This is a genomic window from Dactylosporangium sp. NBC_01737 (genome assembly GCF_035963215.1).
In the GTDB taxonomy this organism is placed as follows: domain Bacteria; phylum Actinomycetota; class Actinomycetes; order Mycobacteriales; family Micromonosporaceae; genus Dactylosporangium.
Genome location: NZ_CP109153.1, coordinates 1321745 through 1340164 on the forward strand (window position 1 = coordinate 1321745; position 18420 = coordinate 1340164).

Here is an 18420-nt window from a genome sequence, read left to right on the forward strand (position 1 = left end):
ATGAGACGGAACACCCAGGGATTTGACGAGTTCGGCAACCCTGTTGGGCGCGCATTCGATCTGGGCGGCGGGGACGAGGACCGCATTCGAGGCGAACGCGTCCTGCTGTACATCTGCCTCGTCTCCGACGGCGCGTTCGCGCAGACAGAACTCCGGCAGCTGATGGCCGAACGCGGACTCCACCTGGACATCCGCCTCGCCCCCCGCCACGGTGGCTGCGACCTGACCGAGCAACTGCTGTCGAACTACACGCAGCTCTGGTACATCTCGGGCGCTGAAATTACATTGAGCGGTCGACAGGTGAACATGATCGCCAACTACGTCCGCAACGGCAACGGCTTGGCGATCTGGGCAGACAACGACCCGCTCTACGCGGATGCCAATCTCCTTGCCGGGGCACTGATCGGCTCCAATTTCTCGGGTAACCGGGACGCGGACCGAATCATGGAACCCGGTCCGGAGGCGAAGCCAGGATGCTTCGTCGAGCACCCGCTGACCCAGGGCGTGAACAATCTCTATGAAGGCATCACCATCTGCACCATCACGCCCGGACCCGGCGTGACCATCCTCGGGCAGAGCCATGACGGTCAGCTGTGCGTGGGCTGTTACGAGGACGACAGCCAACGCATCGTCCTCGACACGGGATTCACCAAGCTCTACAACGGCTACTTCCACAAGAGCGCCGGACTCGGTCGTTATCTTTCCAACATCGCCTTCTGGCTGGCGCGGGGCAGCCGGGGCGTCGAATATCAGCTGTTGTCCCCCGGCCGGGAAGAGATCGCCACCATCAGGAAAGGCGAGCACTCCAAGGCCTACCAGTTCACCGTCGCGCAGCCGACCGCCGTCACGTGCATTCTGCAGTGGGAAGGCGCGGCGACCCTGGGGCTGTCCGTGTATGAGCCCGGCGGATCACCCGCGGGTCGTGACGTCGCGTCCGGCAGCCCGCTGCGCATGAACATTCAGGCCGGAGCCACAGGAACATGGTCCGCCCACGTCGAGGGGGTCGAGGTGCCCTCAACCCCGATCCCGTACGTCCTGACACTCATCCATGAGACGGCTCCCCGTACGGAATCGGTCACCGAGGGCCGGATCGTCATGCCCTTCTACCTCATCTGCGACGTCTCCTCGGCCGCGAGCGCCACCATCGGCGGCCTCAACGCCGCACTGCGCCAGATCCAGCGGACGCTGGCGCAGGACCCAAACCTGAACGCCACGGCGATGCTGAGCGTCATCGCCTTCCATGACAAGGCCGGCACGGTCGTTCCTCTCGCCGCACCGGCAACGATCACCATGCCCACACTGAGCGCGGGCGGCGGCACGTCCCACAGCGCTGCCATCCGCGAGTACCACCGGGCCTTCGAACAGGACCGCAGCAGGCTCAAGGCGGCCGGGGCACGGGTCGTCCGCCCCTGCGTGTTCTTCCTTGCCCAGGGCGAGCCGACCGACGCTGACCACGGCTACACGTTCCGGTCGGTCCTCGGATACGACCCCGCCACCAAGCACGGCAACCAGGCCTACCCCAACCTGGTCGCGATCGGGCTGCTCGGGACGTCCCCGCAGACGTTGGCGGCGCTCGCGTACCCCGACTTCGGTGACCTGAACAGGCGGGGACGCTGGTTCATGGCCGAGCCCATAACGTTCACAGCCGAGACGCTCAGCTCCATGGCCGACGCGATCTGCGGTGCCATGGCCGACGCCGCCGTAACCGCTGCCCAAGGCGCGCCCTTGTTTGTCCCACCGGCCTCGATCCCCGGCACCCGCGGCGGCCTCGCCGGACGGGACGCCTGAGCCCTGCCTCGACGTCAACCCGACCGCAGCAAATGCGGGCGGGTTGACGTCGTTATCGTCGACCTTGACACACCGTCTGGCCCCGGTGCTCCGCCAGTTCAGTCGTGCAGGTAGATCTTCCGGCCGTCGCCTTCCAGGACGACGTCGTCGTCGCCTGCGGGACCACTGCCGAGCGCGACGCGGTTGCGGCCCACGTGGAACGCCGTGTCCACGGACCTGCCCGCGCTGATGGCCGTGTAGAAGCCGGCCGCGAACTCGGCGGCCAAGTCGTCGCGGATCGCCATCGTGGTACCGACGACGCAGGGCACGTGCACGGCGATCGCCTTGGCCTGCGCCCGCGTGTAGCAGGCGTTGAGCACGACGCACCGGACGCTCTGGCCGAGGTGCTGGAAGGTCCCAGCCACGTCCTCCGGCTGCACGGCGAGCGGGTAGCCGCCGTCGTCGGACAGGACGATGCCGCCGGCCTGGTTGCCGTGCCCGATGAAGTGCACCGCGACCGGATTCTCGTGCGGCAGCAGGTGCTGCAGGTCGTAGTAGCGGACGTCCGCGGCGGTGACGACCCGCAGGCGCTCCCGGTGCAGGCCGCTGTTGATCGCCATGGAGATGGCGCGCATCTCCCGGTCCACGCGCAGTTGCGGGGTGCCCTGCGGGTTTGCTGTCAGGATCAGCACCTGGTTGGGCTGCCGCCGCGCAGGCGCCTCGATCTTGCCGATGGTGTAGTTGCCCTTCTGGACGATCTTGTCGCCCATGACCTGGTCACCCATCGACGAGCTTCCCGATGTTGCGGTCGCCGATCTGCTTGAGCTTGTCGCCCATGACCACGTCGCCGAAGTGCACGACCTGCGGCACCGTGGGCGGGTTCTCCATCGCGTCGGCGACCAGGCCGACCAGTTTGTCGATCACCGCGGACTGCTTGCTGGCCACCACGCTGAACGGCGCCCCGGTCGTCTCCAGCAGCATCACGAACCGCGACCGCCGGCTGACCGAGACGAAGCTGAACACCGCGTACCCGGCCAGCCCGACCACGGCGATCAGATCGAGCCAGCCTAGAAACTCCCCCGAGCCGCCGGTGTTGCCGAGCACCACGTTGATGAGCACCACCGCGGCGATGACCGGCAGCGTCCGCTTGACCAACCGCAGCGCGATCTTCGGCCGGTCGGGCTTGAGCTCGATGTTCTGCACGCGCGCGATGTTGCTCAGTTGGTACGTCTGCCCCGCAATCGAGATCGTCCGGCGATTGACCCTGACCGTGACGTCCCGCTGCCCGCCTCCCAGCATGCGACCCTCCCTCCACCGGGCCATCCGCCGACGGCCTGTCGCGGGCTATCTGACGGACCACGCGGCACTCGCCGCGCTTGCGCCCTCGCTCAGGAGCACCAGCGGGTCTCGAAGTCCTGGTGGCCACGGCCGGTCTGGCAGCTCATGGTGCGCTTGCCTGAAACGAACCGGTACCGCCCGTCGTCGGCGCGGTGCAGGGTGATGCGGTACCGGATCGCCTTGGTCGAGTCGTCGCCGAGCCTGGTGAGGGTCACGGTGAGGACCGGATCGGCGCTGTCCTTGTCCTCCTGGAGCAGGTAGATGTCGACCGGGCCGTCAAACCCCCGGTTCAGGTTCAGCAACTCGGCGACGACGGTGTCCGGCGCCTGCGCCCAGCCGGGGGTCTCGGTGTCGATCAGCGCGTTGAAGCCGGGGGCGGTCATGGCTCCGGTCTCCTTGTCCACGGCGATCTTGCCTGTCCACTGAGGACCTGATGGTGCGGCGGTCGGTGGGGTCCAGCGGGTCGCGCCGGGCTGCTCGATCGGGTCGCCGCAGCCGGTGAGGAGCACGGCCAGAAGCAGGCCGACCAGGACACGGCACCTTCGATTGATGGTCACGGCGACAAAGACGCTCACAGGGCCGGCGAGGTTTACCCTCTTGATCAGCCGTTTCGCATCAGGTCTGCGAGCAGGGCTTCGGTGACGCGTTCCTCGTGGACGGCGACGCCTTCACGGAGCATCGCGGTGGCGAGGTCCGGGTCCCAGGCGGTGGCGACGGGCGCGCCGGAGAGCTGGTGCGGTGGCGTGTCCGGGTCCCGGGTGGCGAGGACCGCGGCCTCGTAGTCCGCGGCGGTGAAGCGCCATGGTCCGGCGCCGGTGCGGCGCATGAGGCGGCCGGCGATGGCGACGCCGGGCCAGTCGAAGTCGCCGTGATACCGCAGGCGAACGCCGTCGTTGGCGGCGACCGCGTCGATGAGGGCCAGGGTCACCGCGGTCGGGTTGCCGAGCGTGCAGACCATGGCGGCGCGGACCCGTGCTTGCGCGGCGGCTTCCAGGACGCGCGGGTTCTCACATACGTACACGGTCTGGGGTGCGAGCCGGATCGGCAGCAGCTGCCGCAGGTCGCGCAGGGTCAGGTGGGCCTCACGGTGGTGGGATGCGCGTTCACGCAGCTGAGTGGCCTGCCAGCCGTCGCCGAGCGGGACGAGGCCGTACGTGAGCGCCGTGGTGGCCACCGTGTCGCCGGCGACGCCGACGGATTCCCACAGTGCCCTGCGGTCGACGGCCGAGGCGGGCGCTTCGGCCTGGCCGGTCGTGGCCAGCGCGATGCCACGCAGGACCAGACGGTTGAGCAGAGTGTCGTCGTCGAGGCCGTGTGCGGTGCCGGTGACCTGTTCGGCGAGCTCGCCCCGGGACCACAGGCCACCAGTGCCGGCGAGGATCAGGCCCAGAGTGGTGATCGCCCGGGTGAGCAGGCGGTGTGTCTCCTGCGACGGCAGCCGTCCGGCGATGCCGCCGCGGAAGGCGCGGTCGAGCCACTCGGTGAGCCAGACCTGGCCGTCAAGTCCCGCGGTCGACGCTGCGGCCAGTGCCTGCTCCCGCAGGGACGCGCGGCGGTCCTGCTCGGCCGCCGCCGCCGCGCGACGGTCGGGGATCGGGCCGGTGATCGCCTCGACCACGTCGACGAGGCCGGCGCCGGCGGCGCTGGAACGCAGCAGGCGGTCGAGGGCGGCGAGGTCGATGCCGGCCTCGGACCCGACGGCTCGGCCGAGGAGTTGACCGACCGCTTCGCGCTGCTCGTGCTCGGGGCAGCGGACGGTCAACCGGCCGGTCGCCTGACGGCCGTTGCGCTGCAGCCGCCCGCGGATCGCTGTCCACAGTGGAGTCAGTGCCGGGGAGCGCAGCCACTGCAGCGCGGTGGGCGGGATCATGCCGGCACGACGGTGCGGCGGCTGCCGTCCCAGCGGAAGTGCAGTGTGGCGACGCCGGGTTGGGCCGGGTCGCGCAGGCACTCGTAGATGCCCAGCGACGGCACCTCCGGGAAGCAGCCCCATAGCCGTTCGCTGGTGAGGACGGCGTCGAGGTCGAGCGCGACGAGCAGGCCGAGGAGGCGGCCGTGGGTGGGCTCGTCGACCTTGGCGAAGGCGTCGTCGAGCAGGATCAGCCGTGGCGCCGGCGGGTGGGCGTCGCCGACGGAGGAGAAGTGCGCGGCCGCCGCTGCGAACAGCACCAGGTACGACACGACCCGCTGCTCGCCCTGCGACATGGCGGTGCGGGCGGACAGCGTCCGTTCCCGGTCGGGGTTGGCCTGGTCGGTGACCTTGACGGTGAACGTGAACCACTGCCGGTAGTCCAGCGCGGCCCGCAGGTGCACGGCGTAGCCGGCGGACGGGTCGCCGCGGCGGGCGTCGTCGACGCGGCGGCCCAGGACCTCGCGGAGCCGGTCGTTCTGTTCCCGGGTCCGCAGCGCGAGCGGGGTCTTGAGCAGCGCGACGGCGGCGCGGGTGTCGGCGTCGGCGTCGCCGCGCAGCGCCCACACCAGCCGGGCGCCGAGCCCGTGTGAGGTGCGGACCTGGGCGAGGGTGGCGTTCATGCCGTTGACGAGGGCTTCGGCGGCGAGGATCTGCCGGGTCAGCGCGTCGCCCAGCTCGCCGAGCAGGAACCGTTCGAACGCCTGGCGCTCCCGGTCGGCGACGGCGGTGCGTTTGAGGTCGAGTTCGGCGCCGAGCCGGGCGGTCGCATGCGCTACCGGGTGCTGGCCGATGTCGTCGGCGATCTCGACGACCTTGACGCCGTCGCGGTCTTCCCAGATGAGGTCGTACCCGCCGGCCAGCCGCCCACGGACGTCGATGTACTTGAGGTGCAACGCGTTCTCGCCGATGTCGGTCCGCCGCGGGCCGAGCGCGTCGGCGAGCTTCACGGCCAGGCCGTCGAGGCGGGCGATGCGGTCGCGGGGTGTCTCGGCCACGTCCGGCGGCACCGCGATGTCGTCGCCGAGGTCGAGTGCCGCGGCGACGCCGGGCAGGGTGATGATCCTCGGCAGTGCGGTGCCGGCCTGCAGCGCGACCTGTTCCTGCTCGGCGAGCCGGTCCCGGGCCTCGTCGCGGGCGTTCTCCGTGCGGATGCGGTGGTCCCGGGTCTCCTGGTATCGGTTGCGCAACGCCGGCAGGCGAAGCTCGGCGTCGCGGAGCCGGGTCTCGGCGGCGGCCTCGCGGGCGATGACGTCGGCCTCGTCGGCGTGCAGGGACTCCTGCAGGACGGCGAGTTCGGCCGCGGCTGCGGCGTGCTCGGTGGCGGCCACCTCGGCCGCGTCGGCGGCCTCCTGGACGCGCTGCCGGGCGGCAGCGAGACCGTCGAGCTGCGCCGTGTACTGGTGCAGCAGCTCCACGATGTTGTCGGTGTCGCGGCGGTGCCGGGGAAGATCGTCGGCGAGCCTGCGGAGCCGCCCGTCGACGCGGGTGAGGTCGTCGGCGGCGTTCGGCAGGAGGTGCGCGTCGGCGGCGGCGGTGACCTTGCGGCGTCGTTCGGTCGCTTCCGTGGCGAGATCCCGGGCCCGCCGCCGGGCGTCGGCGACCTGGGCGGTCAGGGCGTCGGCGGCGGACGCTGCCTCGTCGCGCCGGGCCTGGGCGGTGCGCAGGGCGGTGGCGTCCGGCAGCGCGCCGAGAAGCCGGTCCAGGTCGCGGCGCAGGGTGGCGACCTCGGCGAGGGCGTCGTCGACGCCGGCGAGGACGGCGGCACCCTCGTCGATCTGCGTCTGGAGTTCGGCGAGGCGTCGGGCGCGCAGCGCGGCCCGGTTCGCGGCGCCGACGTACTCGGCCGCCGGCTTCTGCCACGCACCGTGCGCAACGCCGAGTCGCCAGGTGCCGTCCGCACCGATCCAGCTGCCGACGTCGGCGGTGCCTGCGCCGTAGCCGATAGCCGCGAGCAGGGCCGTCACCTCGTCGGCGCCGGGGACCGGCACGAGAGCCACCCCCAGCAGCGGGTTTGCGACGGGCGGGCCGGGATGCAGGAGTACCTCGCCGGTGCCGGGCGTGACGACGCTGCCGTCGCTGGTCACCCGGCCGTCGAGCAGGCCGCTGGCCTCCAGTGCCGCCTCGATCGAGGCGCGTCGCGCATCGTCGAGACCGTCGGCGAAGTCGACGAGCTGGTAGAACGGCCGTCCGGCGCCGCGGTCGCCGGCGGACGCGAACCGCGACCGGGGTGGTTCCGGGTCTGTCTCCGCCGCCCACTTCTGGTGTTCGGCGCGGACGGCGGCGAGGTGGTCCGCGGCGCGGGTGCGTTCGAGCAGGAGCGCGTCGCGGCGATGTTCGGCGTTGACACGGATCGGTGCGATGGCCGCTTCGGCTGCCACGCGTACCAACTCCGGAGCGTCGGCGAGGCGGACGGCTGCGGTGTCGATCCCGGCCGCGGCGACGGTGGGATCCTCGGTCCACCGTTGCACGGCGGTCGCGTAGTCCTCGGCCGCGGCCCGCAGGAGTCCGGCGAGCTGGTCGAGGCGTTCCTTCGCGACGCTGAACTGGCCGTCGAGCAGCTCGGCGTCGCCGGCGGCGCGGGTGGCCTGCTCGGCGGCCCGGGTCGCCTTGCGGATCAGGTCCTGCAGGTCGGCGACCGCGCGGCGGCGGGCCGCCACCGCCGCCTCGGCCTGCCTCGTCTGGTCGCGGTGTGCGTGCAGCCCCCGCTCGGCGTCCGGCACGTCGACGGCGCGGACCTGCGAACCTGTGACGACGGTGTGCCGTAGTGCCGGTGCCGCGCCGAGGTGACCGACGTCGAGCCCGGCCTCGTCGGCGACGCCGCGGAGCCGGCCGTGGTCCTCCCGCAGCCGCGTGGACGCGGTCGCGATGCGGGTGGACTCGTCGTCGAACCGGGCGACGAGGTTGGTGAGGTTGCGGTGCTCGGCCGCTGCCTGGCTGGCGGTGGCCCGGGCCGCGGACTGCAGCGCCTGCACCGCCTGGCGCCGCTGGGCCAGGTCGCGCACGGCCCGGTAGGCGGCACTCTCCCGCACGGCGGTGAGTTCCGCCCGCGCGGCCGTCCGGCGCGGTCGAGCTCGTCGGCCGCGACGGCGGCGGCGCGTTCGTCGTCGACGGCGGCGGAGACCTGCCGTTCCTGCTGACCGGCCTGCCGCCGACGGTCGCGGAGTTCCTGCAGCGCCTGCTGGACGGCGCCGACGCGGGCGCGGAGCTCACCCTGCAGGTAGCCGCGGTAGCCGGTCATGAGGTCGGCGAGCGCGCCGTGGGTGCGTTCGAGCCGGCCGAGATCCTCGCGGACGGTCTCCAGGTCGTCGAGGTTGTGCGCGACCGTGTCGAGGACGTCGTCGTCCAACGGTGGCAGGGCCTCGCCGAGTTCGGTCGCGAGCTGACCGGCTTCAATCCGGTCGCCGATCGTCGGGCGGCGCAGCCGGTACAGCAGGTGCACGAGATTCTGGTAGCGGCCGGCGTCGTTGACGCCGAAGAGTTCCCGCCCGACGCGCGCCCGGTATTCGCGCGCACCGGCGATGACGGCGCCGTCGCCGAGCCGTTCCCGGAGCCGCTCCAGCGGCAGCGGCTGGCCGTCGACGACGAGGTCGACGTCGACCCCGATGCGCAGCGGCGTGATGAAGTACTGCAGCCGCGCCTCGTTCGTCGCGGCGGACCAGCGCACGACCGCGCCGAGCGTCAGGTGCTGCCACGCGTTGCCGTCGTCCGGTTGCGCGCCGTCCGCTTGTCGGCGCAGTTCCAGCCACAGGAAGCCTTGCCGGTTGACGCCGGTGGCGCCTTCGCTCATCAGCCAGCGGAACGTGGTTTTGCCGGCGCCGGTCGCGTCGAGGCGTTTCACGTCCCCGTCGAGCAGGAACGGCAGCAGCATCTCGAGGGCCTTGGACTTGCCGGCGCCGTTCTTGCCGCGCAGGAGCAGCCGGCCGTCCTCGAACTGGAAGACCTGCTCGCCGTACTGCCAGACGTTGCAGATGCCGGCCCGGTGCAGGCGGTACCTCATCCGGACTCCTTGCCGGTGCGCTCCAGGACCGCGTAGCGTGCCGCCGCCGCGAGCAGGACCAGCGTGCCGTCGGGTGCGCTGCCGCGGGCGGCCCGGGCGTCGACGGCGCGTTCGGCGGTGACCTCTTCGTCGGCTTCGGCGTCGGCGACCGTCGGACCTGCGCGTCCGAGGAGGCCCAGCTGGGTCAGCAGGTCCACGACGGCGTCCTGCAGTGTCGTGAGGTTTTCGGTGTACGCCGCTGCCCACCGTTTCGCGTGCCGTTGCACCAGCCCGGCGAGGATCCGCTCGATGAGGCCCTCGGGCACGGGGACGCCGACCACGGGCGGCCCGGTCCGCGACACGACCGGCGCCAGCGCACCGGTGAGCGCCTCGATCGTCAGCAACGCGGCGTGCGGGACGGTGCCCGTACCGGGGAAGTCCACATCGGACAGTTCATCGTCGGGGTCCAGCAACGCGGCGCCCTCGGCCCGTAGCTCGGCGTGCAGGCCGGTGTAGTCGGCGAACGAGCGCTCGTCGCGGCGCTGTTCCTTGCGCAGCCAGGCCCGCTCCTTGGCGGTGAGGTCGTCGACGTACAGCACGGGGCATTCCACCAGTCGCCGCCGCACGGTGTGCCGGGCGCCGCCGGGTCCTGCCGCGGACGCTGCGGCGATGAACTCCTCGGCGGTGCCGGCTCTGCCGATGGGGGCGGCGAGCAGGTGCGTGACGAGGTCCCGGTCGACGCTCAGGAGCGCCTCGGCCTGGTCCCCGTCGACGGTGCCCTGCTCCTCCAGCAGCACCCGCCAGCGGACGAGCTGGCGCAGCGCGGCCGTGAGCGCTCGCCGCTCCACCGGCCGGTCCACGTCGCCGAGGTCGATCCCGGCCTCGACGGCCGCGCTGCGGATGTCGGCGACGAGTTGCGACAGGAGCAGCTGTTCGGGGCCGGCGTACAGGACGGCGGTGGTGAGCGCCAGGTACGTGTACGAGCGCGGGGTGAACGGCCCGGTGGGTCGCAGCAGCGGCCGGCCCTGCCCGACCGGCAGTCCGGCCTTGAACAGCCGGGCGAAGCCGGCCTCGACGACGAGGCGGTACCCCAGGAACTGCCCGAACCAGCTCTTGAGCCAGTCCGCGTGCCGCCGGACCAGGGGGAACTCGTCGTGGCCGGGGTGCAGCAGCGGCGAGTTGAGCAATGCCCGGACGGCCCGGCGCCGCTCATCGGCCAGCGCGATGTCGTGCTCGTCAGCCATCGCCGTCGTGCCCCGCGATCAGGACGGTCAGGTCTTCGGCGGTGAAGTCTCCGTCGGCGGAGCGCAGCGTCAGCACGTTGCCGGGCTTGGCGGTGATCTCGCACCGCAGCCCCAGGTCGACCGACACGGTGCTGGCGGTGCCGGCCGCGGGATCCCCGGCGCCGAGGGCCTGCGCCACCAGCTCCAGCAGCAGCTGCATCGCCGGCCGGGACAGCCGCACCGCGGCCAGGTCGGGCGCCGCGGACAGCAGCTCCGCCGCGGCCCGCGCCCGCAGGTGCTGCGCCGCCTCGGCCTGCTCGACCAGCAGCCGCTGCTGGGCGCTGCGGTCCACGATCCCGCCGGGCCGCCCGCGTGCGGCCCGCTCACCGCGGTCGCGCAGCGCCACCGGCACCGTCACCGCCGGCTGCGACCACCAGCTGTCCGTCGCCGGCGTCACCGCCTCCGGGTCGCCGGCGAGTCCGAGGTGCCTGCTGCCGTACAACCCGAACGCCGCGGTGAACAGGTCGGCGGCGGTGCCGGGGTCCGCGGCGTCGAACCAGGCCGCGAGCCGCAGCAGGTCACGGCGCCGCGACGTCGCCTGCCCTGACGAGCGGATCATCCGCTTCGCGTTGGCCAGCAACGACTGCAGCGCCCGCAGCGTCGCGTCGCGCAGCTGGTTCACCTCGCTGCGACGCCCGTCGGTGTCCTCGAACCACGCCCGCAACGCCAGCCAGTCGTCCCGCGAATGCCCACGGGTCCGCTGCACGACGACGCCGAGATCCTTGGCCGCGTCCCCCAGCCCGCCCTCGTCGAGCCGCTCCAGCAGCCCGTCCAGGTGCGGCCAGATCCGCTGCAGGTGATGCTGGATCCGCGGCGACAGCAGCACCACCTCCTCGGTGATCGACTCGACGTAGTCCAGCAGCAGGTTCTTGAACCCGCTGTATTCGCTGCCGTCGAGGTCGTACCGGGCGAGCACCTGCCCGAGGTAGGCGTAGAAGTCGCGGACGGAGTCCCGGAACTGCCAGAACTGCGCGAAGACCGCGGCGACGGTGTCCCGCGCCCGGACCATGTCGACCCCACCGGGGTCTTCGACGAGGTCGCTCAGTGCTCCCAGCCCGGTCGCCACCAGGCCGAGCAGCTCCCGGCTGATCTCGCGCGCGGTCTCGGCGCCGGCGAGCACGTCGTCGACCTGCCGTTGGACCCGCTCCCCCAGCGGCGACAGCTGGTACCGCGACCTGGTGCGCTGATACTCCTCGATGCTCTTCACCCGCACCGAGTGCGAGCTGGGCAGCAGGTTTCCCCAGGTGACAAGCTGATTGAGCCGGCTGACGGCGGTGTCGAGCGTGAGCCCGTCGAGCGCTTCGACGACCTGCTGCGCGGACAGGTCGGTCATCAGGGATGCGCTGAACAGCCGCATCATGGCCAGGTAGGTGGCCCGCTCCGGGACGGTCAGGTAGGTGTACGCCTCCAACCGCTCCAGATCTTCAGGTACCTCCACCACGCTGCAAAGCGTAGACGCCGCCCCAGCAAGCTCATAGTCGCTCAATGTGTTGGTGATCGCGCCGGCAATTAGGACCGATCCTGTCCTAATAGGTTTCTACCGTTCTCATCACTGAACAGTCCCTGCTTCGAGAGGAGACCTCGTGTACCTCGTCATCGGCGCCACCGCGTTTTTCGGACGTCAGGCCGTGGAGGAGCTCGCGGCACGTTCCGGGGCGAGGGTTCGGGCGCTCACCCGTACACCGGACAAGGCCGACCTGCCGGCCTCGGTTGAGCTCGTCGCCGCGGATCTGACCATGCCGGAGACGCTGCCGCCCGCGCTCGCCGGCATCGAGGCGGCGTTCCTGGTGCTGCCGTACGGGATGGACGTGGCGCCCCTGCTGGCGGCGGCGCAGGCCGCAGGTGTGCGACGGCTCGTGTTCCTCTCGTCCGGGGCGATCACCGGCCGCGCCGAGCAGCAGCCCGACGTGATCGCGCAGTACCACCGCGACGTCGAACGAGCCATCGAGGCGTCCGGGATCGAATGGACGTTCCTGCGGGTGCTGTTCCCGGCGATCAACTCCCTGGCGTTCGCGACGCAGCTCCAGGGCGGGGATGTGGTCCGGGCGCCGTACACCAGGGCGGCGGTCAGCGCGGTGCACGAGCGCGACGTCGCTGCCGTGGCTGCGAGGGTCCTCGTCGATGGCGGGCATGCCGGTCGCGTGTACGACCTGACCGGCCCCGAGTCGCTGACCGCGGCGCAGCAGGTGCGCATCCTTGGTCAGGAGTTGGGACGACCGCTCACCGTGGAGGACCTCGACCCTGCGCCGGTCCTGGAGCAGATGAGCCAGTTCATGGACGCCGAGTTCCTGGCGGCGCTGTTCGGGCTGATGGCCGATGCGGTGGGCAAGCCCGCTCCGGTGAACGACGTCATCGAGCAGATCACCGGCCGGCCGGCGCGGACGTACGCCACCTGGGTCGCGGATCACCGGGCCGACTTCGGCGGCTGAGCCGACGTCACGCTCCGTCGAAACGGCGCAGCGCGTCGTCGATGTCGGCGCGAACCAGCTCCGGCGACGTCGCGACCGGCCGATCGGCGATGGTGTGGAACATGGCGTCGAGATGCTCCAGCTTCACCGACCCGTACACGTCGAATCGGGCAACGGCGATGTTGATGAGCTCCCGCGTCACGGCCTCGACGTCGCCGTATCGCGGCCCCGCTTCCGCCGAGTCACCGCTGAACAGTGCCAGCAGGTTGCGCTGCTCGGCGGTGAGCAGGTACGTGGCGGTGGGCGCGGGATCGGGGTAGATGCGGGCCGCGTCGAGGTCGGCGCGGCGCAGGCTGGTCGCGATGCCGATCTTGACGTTGCGCGCTTGCAGCGTCGCCAGCAGTTGCCCGGTGTCGAACAGGTACACGTGGGTGATCGCGAACCTGCTCGTCTTGGGCCCGGACAGGACGAGGTACACATCGCACGGATGGGCGCCGATGTCGATCCCGCCGCCGGCGTCGCCGTACAGCTTGACGTTCACCGTCCGGCCGGCGAACACACCGGAGCGGAACTTCCCATCGTGGCCGGCCTGCACCGCGGTGGGCGCCAATTCGATGTCGAAGACCTGCGCCGCGATGAACTCTCCGACGTCACCCGGCCGCGCCGACCGGCCGGTCAGCCGGGCGATGCTCGCATCGATCCTGGCGCGTCCGCCGAGCAGCGCGGCCAGTTCCGCCAACGCCGCGTGCTCCCCGCCCCGCTCCTCGTCTGATGGCATCGACATCAGCAGCACCGCTTCATTTGACGTCCATTCATGTCAGTGTGGGTCGGCGCCGCGGGACCACATCTGGGGCCACTTGAACTGCACGCCGTTGACCAGGGCGGAGACCCGCACGTCCGTGAACGGGTCCTGGACGTAGTGCACCCGGTCGGCCGCGGGGTCGTCCTGGTCGACCTCGACGAGCGCCAGCCGGTAGTTGTCCGCGTTCTGGCCGGCGCGGATCTCCCGGTTGGTGACGAAGAAGCTGTCGTGCCCGGCCGCTCGGCCCTTCACCTCGATGTGGACGATCTGGTCACCCTGTCCTGCTGACCGGATGTCGTACCCGGGGTTGTGGTGGGCCATCACCTGCGGCACCCGGCCGAGCCGCTGTTCCGCCGCGACCACCGCCCGGATCGCGCGTCGCTCGATCGCGGCGAGGTCCTCCATGTACTCCGCGACCGGCTCCTCCCGCCGTCCCGCCCGGCGGTCGATCAGCCCCTGCGGCACGACGAGCGCGACGGCGGCGACGGCCGGCGGCCGCACCTGCGTGTGCGCCTCCTGATCCAGCTCCGCCATCCGGCGGGTGAGGCGTCGGCGGAGGTCCTGCGCCCGCAGGTCGGCGGTCGTCGGCTGCATGGCCGGCTTGCCGCCCTGCATCACGATGTTGGTGAGCCGGGCCGCCTCATCCCGCCAGTGCTGGATTTCCTGCGAAAGCCGCTCGCGGACCAGTCCCCTGGTACGACCGACGTGTTCCCGCCTGGTCTCGCCGACGTGTGCGTACCAGGACGGCAGGTCGGTGCTTGCCGCCCAGTGCTCCGCGGTGCGCCGGGCGCCAGCGAGCCATGAGGCGTTTACGAGATCGGCGGTGAGCTCGCGCTCGTACTCCGTCGGCACGTCGTAGTCGAGGAACGGCGCGACGCTCGGCTGGCTGCGTCCGTCGTGCCACAGCTCGACGTACTGGAAGCGCTTGGCGACCGTGCGCTCCAGCCCGTCGATGATCTCCTCGTGCAGGGCGATCAGCAGTCGCGGCTCCTCGGTCGGGTCGAGCCGGTCGACCATGATCGTGCCGCGTTCGAGGGCTTCGCCGTACCGGTCGATCATGCTCTGCACCAGTGCGTCGAGCAGCGGATGCCCTGGGGCGAGGAGCTGCGCGGACGGTCCGCCGTCGACGCGCATGTGGGAGCGGTCGAAGCAGATCCGCTCGTAGCGCACGTTGATCGGTGCCGTCGCGGTGCGCAACTCCCGTACCGGCTGCGGCACGCTGGCGATCTCCCAGCGGCCCGGCTCCCGCCCGCGGAGTCGGCCACCGGCGCGGTCGAACGCGTCGCGGAAGAAGCCCTCGATGTAATGCGGCTGCAGCCGCAGCAGCCGGGCTTCCTCCAGGTCGCGCCGCGCACTGTCCACATCAGACACGGAGCGTAGGTCGTGGTGCAGCGCGCGTTCCTGGACCAGCTTCACGGCGGTGTCGCCGACCCGCTCGTCGATGATCTGGTCGAGGTGCGCCTTCACCAGCGGGTCCTCGCCGCGGCGGATCGCGTCGAGCAGCAGCTCATGCAGCGGCTGACCCTCGAACGCCTCCCCCAGGACGTCGAAGACCTTGCCACCCAGTGCGGCGTTCTGCTCCTCGATCTTCGCCAGCAGCCGCTCGAAGACGGCGCCCTCGCGGGTGTTGACGGCGACGAGGTTCCACAGGTGGCACATCTCGTGCTGGCCGATCCGGTGGATGCGGCCGAAGCGCTGCTCGATCCGGTTCGGGTTCCACGGCAGGTCATAGTTGACCATCAGGTGGGCCCGCTGCAGGTTGAGGCCCTCGCCGGCAGCGTCGGTCGCTACCAGTACCAGACACTCCGCATCGGACGTGAAGCGCTCCTGGACCGCCCGACGCGCGTCGCGGGACATGGCACCGTGGATCGAGACCACGGCGTTCTTCCCTTGCAGGACTGTGCTGATGCCCTCGACCAGGTAGGTGAGCGTGTCACGGTGCTCGCTGAAGATGATGAGCTTCTGCGGCGCGTGCCGCTCCAGCAGGATCTTCAGCTCCGCCCACTTGCGGTCCGTGCCGGACGCACGGACCTTCGCCGCCAGGTCGACCAGTCCTTGCAGCACCGAGATCTCAAACCGCAGCTCCTCGGCGGAGCGGGCGGCGGTGGCCGCGTCGACGAGCTGCTCCTCGGTCTCCTCCATGGTCTCGGTGAGCTCGTCGTCGAGGATGTCGTCCAGCTCGACCTCTGGCAGGCGCTCCTTGGCCGTCGGCTTGGTCAGCAACTCGTTGAGGCGCTGTTCGAGCCGCGCCTGGCGACGCTGCAGCGAGCGCAGGATCGCCTCGGGGCTGGACGCCAACCGGCGCTGCAGCACGGTGAGCGCGAACCCGACGCGGTTGCCGCGCACCGTCTCACCGGCGCTGCGCAGCTGGTCGACGCGGTCCCACTCCTGGCGGACGTATTCGGTGACCGCCTCGTAGAGCTCCACCTCAAGCTCTGAGAGTTCATATGGCACGGTGTACGCGTTGCGCTGCGGAAACAGTGGCTTGCCGGCGAACGTGAGCAGCTCCTCCTTGACCCGCCGCAGCATGAGCCCGTCGGCGCCGAGGGTGTGCTCCTCCTTGCGATACCTGCCCTCGAACCGATCCGGGTCGAGCAGCGCCAGGAAGAGCTGGAAGTCCTCCTCCTTGCCGGCATGCGGTGTCGCGGTCATCAACAGGAGATGTTGAGCGGCCTTGCCCAGCGCCTGTCCCAGTTTGTACCGGCGGGTGCTCTGCAGTTTCTTGCCGAAGTAGTGGGCCGACATCCGGTGCGCCTCGTCGACGACGACCACGTCGAAGGTCGAGTGGCCGATCTGCTCGACGAGGGTGTCGTTGCGCGACAGGTGATCCATCCGCGCGATCAGGCGCGGATTGTCGTCGAAGATCGACTCTCCCGGCGGCGTTGCCGCCACCACGTCGGCGGTCAGGATCGCGAAGCGCAGCCCGAACTTCTCGCTCAGCTCCTCCTGCCACTGGTTGACGAGCCCGCCCGGCGCGACGATCAGGCAGCGCGACAGGTCCCCGCGGAGCATCAGCTCCTTCAGGTACAGCCCGGCCATGATGGTCTTGCCGGCGCCTGGGTCGTCGGCGAGCAGGAACCGGAGCGGGACCTTGTCGAGCAGGTGCCCGTAGACGGCCTCGATCTGGTGCGGCAGCGGTTCGAGGTCGCTGGTGGTGACGGCGAGCATGAGATCGGACTGGGCCGCGGCGCGGATCCGCATGGCTTCGGCGGCGAGCTTGAAGTCGGTGGCGTCGGCGTCGAAGGTCGTACGGTGAATCTCGACGGCCTCGAGCGCTGGCTCGTTGACCCGCATGAGGATCTGCTCGCCGAGAGCGCCGTTCTCGGTGCGGTAGACAAGCCGGACGGAGTCTGGCCCCATCGGCGCCACGGCGATCACTTCGACCGGGCCACCTGGCACCACGCCGGTTACGGAAGATCCGGGCACCAGGTCTTCAAGCCGCATGGTCCTGAGCTAACCCGAAATTACATCGACCGGTCATAGGTCTCGCGTCGCTGAAACGTCGTCTTAACGGTTGGTGGTGACCTTCCGGCCGCATCTCTACCGTTACCCGGGTGCAGGTAGTTTCGGTGATCAACTACAAGGGTGGGGTCGGCAAGACGACGCTGACCGCGAACCTGGGCGCTGAACTGGCCCGCCGCGGACAGAACGTGCTGTTGATTGATCTCGATCCACAGAGCAGCTTGACGTTCTGCTTCTATCAGCCGGACGAGTGGCGTTTGGAGCTCCGCGAAGGGCTGACCATCAAGCGCTGGTTCGACTCCATCGACGACGGCGTCCCTAAGGTCGCCCTGGCTGACCTGGTAGTTCAGCCGCGACCGGTCAACGCGGCGCTGCTCGACGGCGGCGGCCAGGTCAGTTTGATCGCCTCGCATCTGCAGCTTATCGATGCCGATTTCCGGCTTGCCCGAAGCATCGGCGGAATCGAACAGAAGTTCGATCCGGCGCTCTATCGCGTGCGTTGCGCACTGGCGACCGCGCTGCATGACGAGTCGTTCGAGAAATATGACTGGATCCTGATCGACTGTCCGCCGAACTTCAACGTGGTGACCCAGGCGGCCATCGTCGCCAGCGACCACATCGTCATCCCGGCGAAAGCCGACTACCTGTCCACATTGGGCATCGAATACCTCTACGGCAACGTGGAGGAACTCGTGCAGCGCCACAACGAGCACTCGCTGAAGCACGCCAAGATGCGGCACAGCCGGATCGACCCGAACATGGCCGGCGTCGTCTTCACGATGATCCAGTTCCACGGAGGCCGTCCGATCTCCGCGCTGCAGTACTACATCGACCAGGTGCGCGCGCTCGGCGTGCCGGTGTTCAGCACGTACATGCGCGAGAACAACACCCTGTTCGCCAGCTCTGTGCCGCGGGGCGTGCCGGCGGTGCTCCGCGAGCGGGTCACGTCGCAGATCAACATCGAGCTGCGCACCCTGGCCTCCGAATTCCTCAACACCCTCCACGCCGAAGGGGCAGCCGCGTGAGCGACGTCGCGAAGCTTTCCATGACCGTCCTGCAGCGCATCTCCGAGTTCCTGGCGACGCTGCCGGAGGACCAGATCGTCGACATCGCCGAGGGCCGGGCAACGCTGACCTACCACCCGTTCGGCGCTGCGGCGCCGGCCGCCCCTGCAACGAGGGCTCCGGCCAAGCGGGCCGCCGCGAAGCCGACGAAGGACATGTCCGTCGTGGTGGATCAGCTCGGCGGCTTCCAGAGCCGGGACGAGGCCGAACGCCTTCTCAAGCCGATGGTGGTCGGCGATCTCCGTGCCGTCGCAGCCCAGCTCGGCATCGGCGGCGTGAGCGGCACTCGCAAAGCGGACCTGATCACGATGCTGGTGGAGCGGACGATCGGCGCCAGGCTGAACTCCGCCGCCGTCCGCCAGCTGTAGCCGCTCATGCCGGCGGCGATAAAGGCACGCAGGCGCTGGT

Annotated in this window: 12 protein-coding genes and 1 pseudogene; 4 read left to right on the top strand and 9 right to left on the bottom strand. The window is 70.5% G+C overall.

The window, feature by feature from the left end; genetic code table 11:
* Entirely contained in the window at positions 1-1788 is a 1788-nt protein-coding gene (locus tag OHA72_RS05950; protein ID WP_327006841.1) for a vWA domain-containing protein, read from the top strand.
* Positions 1789-1886: 98 nt separating this feature from the next.
* On the opposite strand, the gene OHA72_RS05955 is transcribed toward OHA72_RS05950, so the two are convergent.
* From OHA72_RS05955 to OHA72_RS05985, 7 genes and pseudogenes are all read right to left on the bottom strand, one after another.
* A complete protein-coding gene (locus tag OHA72_RS05955; RefSeq protein WP_327006842.1) occupies positions 1887-2552 on the bottom strand; it encodes a CHAT domain-containing protein in 666 nt (221 codons plus the stop codon).
* Positions 2545-3090, bottom strand: a complete 546-nt coding sequence (locus OHA72_RS05960; RefSeq protein WP_327006843.1) for a DUF6232 family protein — start codon at positions 3088-3090, stop codon at positions 2545-2547. The genes OHA72_RS05955 and OHA72_RS05960 overlap by 8 nt, the downstream gene beginning before the upstream one ends.
* Positions 3091-3155: 65 nt before the next feature.
* Complete coding sequence (locus tag OHA72_RS05965) at positions 3156-3662, bottom strand: hypothetical protein (protein ID WP_327006844.1); 507 nt, start codon at positions 3660-3662, stop codon at positions 3156-3158.
* A 44-nt stretch (positions 3663-3706) separates the two neighbouring features.
* Positions 3707-4975 (bottom strand): TIGR02679 family protein, encoded by a 1269-nt coding sequence (locus tag OHA72_RS05970; RefSeq protein ID WP_327006845.1) that lies wholly within the window; start codon positions 4973-4975, stop codon positions 3707-3709.
* Positions 4972-8067: pseudogene (locus tag OHA72_RS05975) on the bottom strand (TIGR02680 family protein); the annotation flags it as partial. The gene OHA72_RS05970 and the pseudogene OHA72_RS05975, both read right to left, overlap by 4 nt.
* Before the next feature lie 943 nt (positions 8068-9010).
* Positions 9011-10237 (bottom strand): TIGR02678 family protein, encoded by a 1227-nt coding sequence (locus tag OHA72_RS05980; RefSeq protein WP_327006846.1) that lies wholly within the window; start codon positions 10235-10237, stop codon positions 9011-9013.
* Positions 10230-11717 (bottom strand): TIGR02677 family protein, encoded by a 1488-nt coding sequence (locus OHA72_RS05985; protein WP_327006847.1) that lies wholly within the window; start codon positions 11715-11717, stop codon positions 10230-10232. Before OHA72_RS05985 ends, OHA72_RS05980 begins: the two co-directional genes overlap by 8 nt.
* Before the next feature lie 142 nt (positions 11718-11859).
* Here OHA72_RS05985 and OHA72_RS05990 point away from each other — a divergent pair, with 142 nt between their 5' ends.
* Entirely contained in the window at positions 11860-12705 is an 846-nt protein-coding gene (locus OHA72_RS05990) for an NAD(P)H-binding protein (protein WP_327006848.1), read from the top strand.
* 7 nt (positions 12706-12712) lie between these two features.
* Here the strand turns inward: OHA72_RS05990 and OHA72_RS05995 are convergent, their stop codons facing one another.
* Entirely contained in the window at positions 12713-13468 is a 756-nt protein-coding gene (locus tag OHA72_RS05995; protein ID WP_327006849.1) for a hypothetical protein, read from the bottom strand.
* A 33-nt stretch (positions 13469-13501) separates the two neighbouring features.
* The gene (locus tag OHA72_RS06000; RefSeq protein ID WP_327006850.1) at positions 13502-16846 is read right to left on the bottom strand and encodes a helicase-related protein; all 3345 of its coding nucleotides are present in this window, start codon (positions 16844-16846) and stop codon (positions 13502-13504) included.
* Positions 16847-17055: 209 nt separating this feature from the next.
* Here OHA72_RS06000 and OHA72_RS06005 point away from each other — a divergent pair, with 209 nt between their 5' ends.
* Positions 17056-17973, top strand: coding sequence for a ParA family protein (locus tag OHA72_RS06005; RefSeq protein ID WP_327006851.1), 918 nt, complete (start codon positions 17056-17058; stop codon positions 17971-17973).
* Positions 17970-18380 carry a Rho termination factor N-terminal domain-containing protein gene (locus OHA72_RS06010; RefSeq protein WP_327006852.1) on the top strand — a complete coding sequence of 137 codons (411 nt, stop codon included), beginning with the start codon at positions 17970-17972 and terminating at the stop codon, positions 18378-18380. The genes OHA72_RS06005 and OHA72_RS06010 overlap by 4 nt, the downstream gene beginning before the upstream one ends.
* Positions 18381-18420 lie beyond the last annotated feature (40 nt).

Excerpts from the sequence above, each read along its gene's own strand:
- OHA72_RS05950 (WP_327006841.1), top strand. The coding sequence starts at position 1 with ATGAGACGGAACACCCAGGGATTTGACGAGTTCGGCAACCCTGTTGGG.
- OHA72_RS05955 (WP_327006842.1), bottom strand. The coding sequence starts at position 2,552 with ATGGGTGACCAGGTCATGGGCGACAAGATCGTCCAGAAGGGCAACTAC.
- OHA72_RS05960 (WP_327006843.1), bottom strand. The coding sequence starts at position 3,090 with ATGGCCCGGTGGAGGGAGGGTCGCATGCTGGGAGGCGGGCAGCGGGAC.
- OHA72_RS05970 (WP_327006845.1), bottom strand. The coding sequence starts at position 4,975 with ATGATCCCGCCCACCGCGCTGCAGTGGCTGCGCTCCCCGGCACTGACT.
- OHA72_RS05980 (WP_327006846.1), bottom strand. The coding sequence starts at position 10,237 with ATGGCTGACGAGCACGACATCGCGCTGGCCGATGAGCGGCGCCGGGCC.
- OHA72_RS05995 (WP_327006849.1), bottom strand. The coding sequence starts at position 13,468 with ATGTCGATGCCATCAGACGAGGAGCGGGGCGGGGAGCACGCGGCGTTG.
- OHA72_RS06000 (WP_327006850.1), bottom strand. The coding sequence starts at position 16,846 with ATGGGGCCAGACTCCGTCCGGCTTGTCTACCGCACCGAGAACGGCGCT.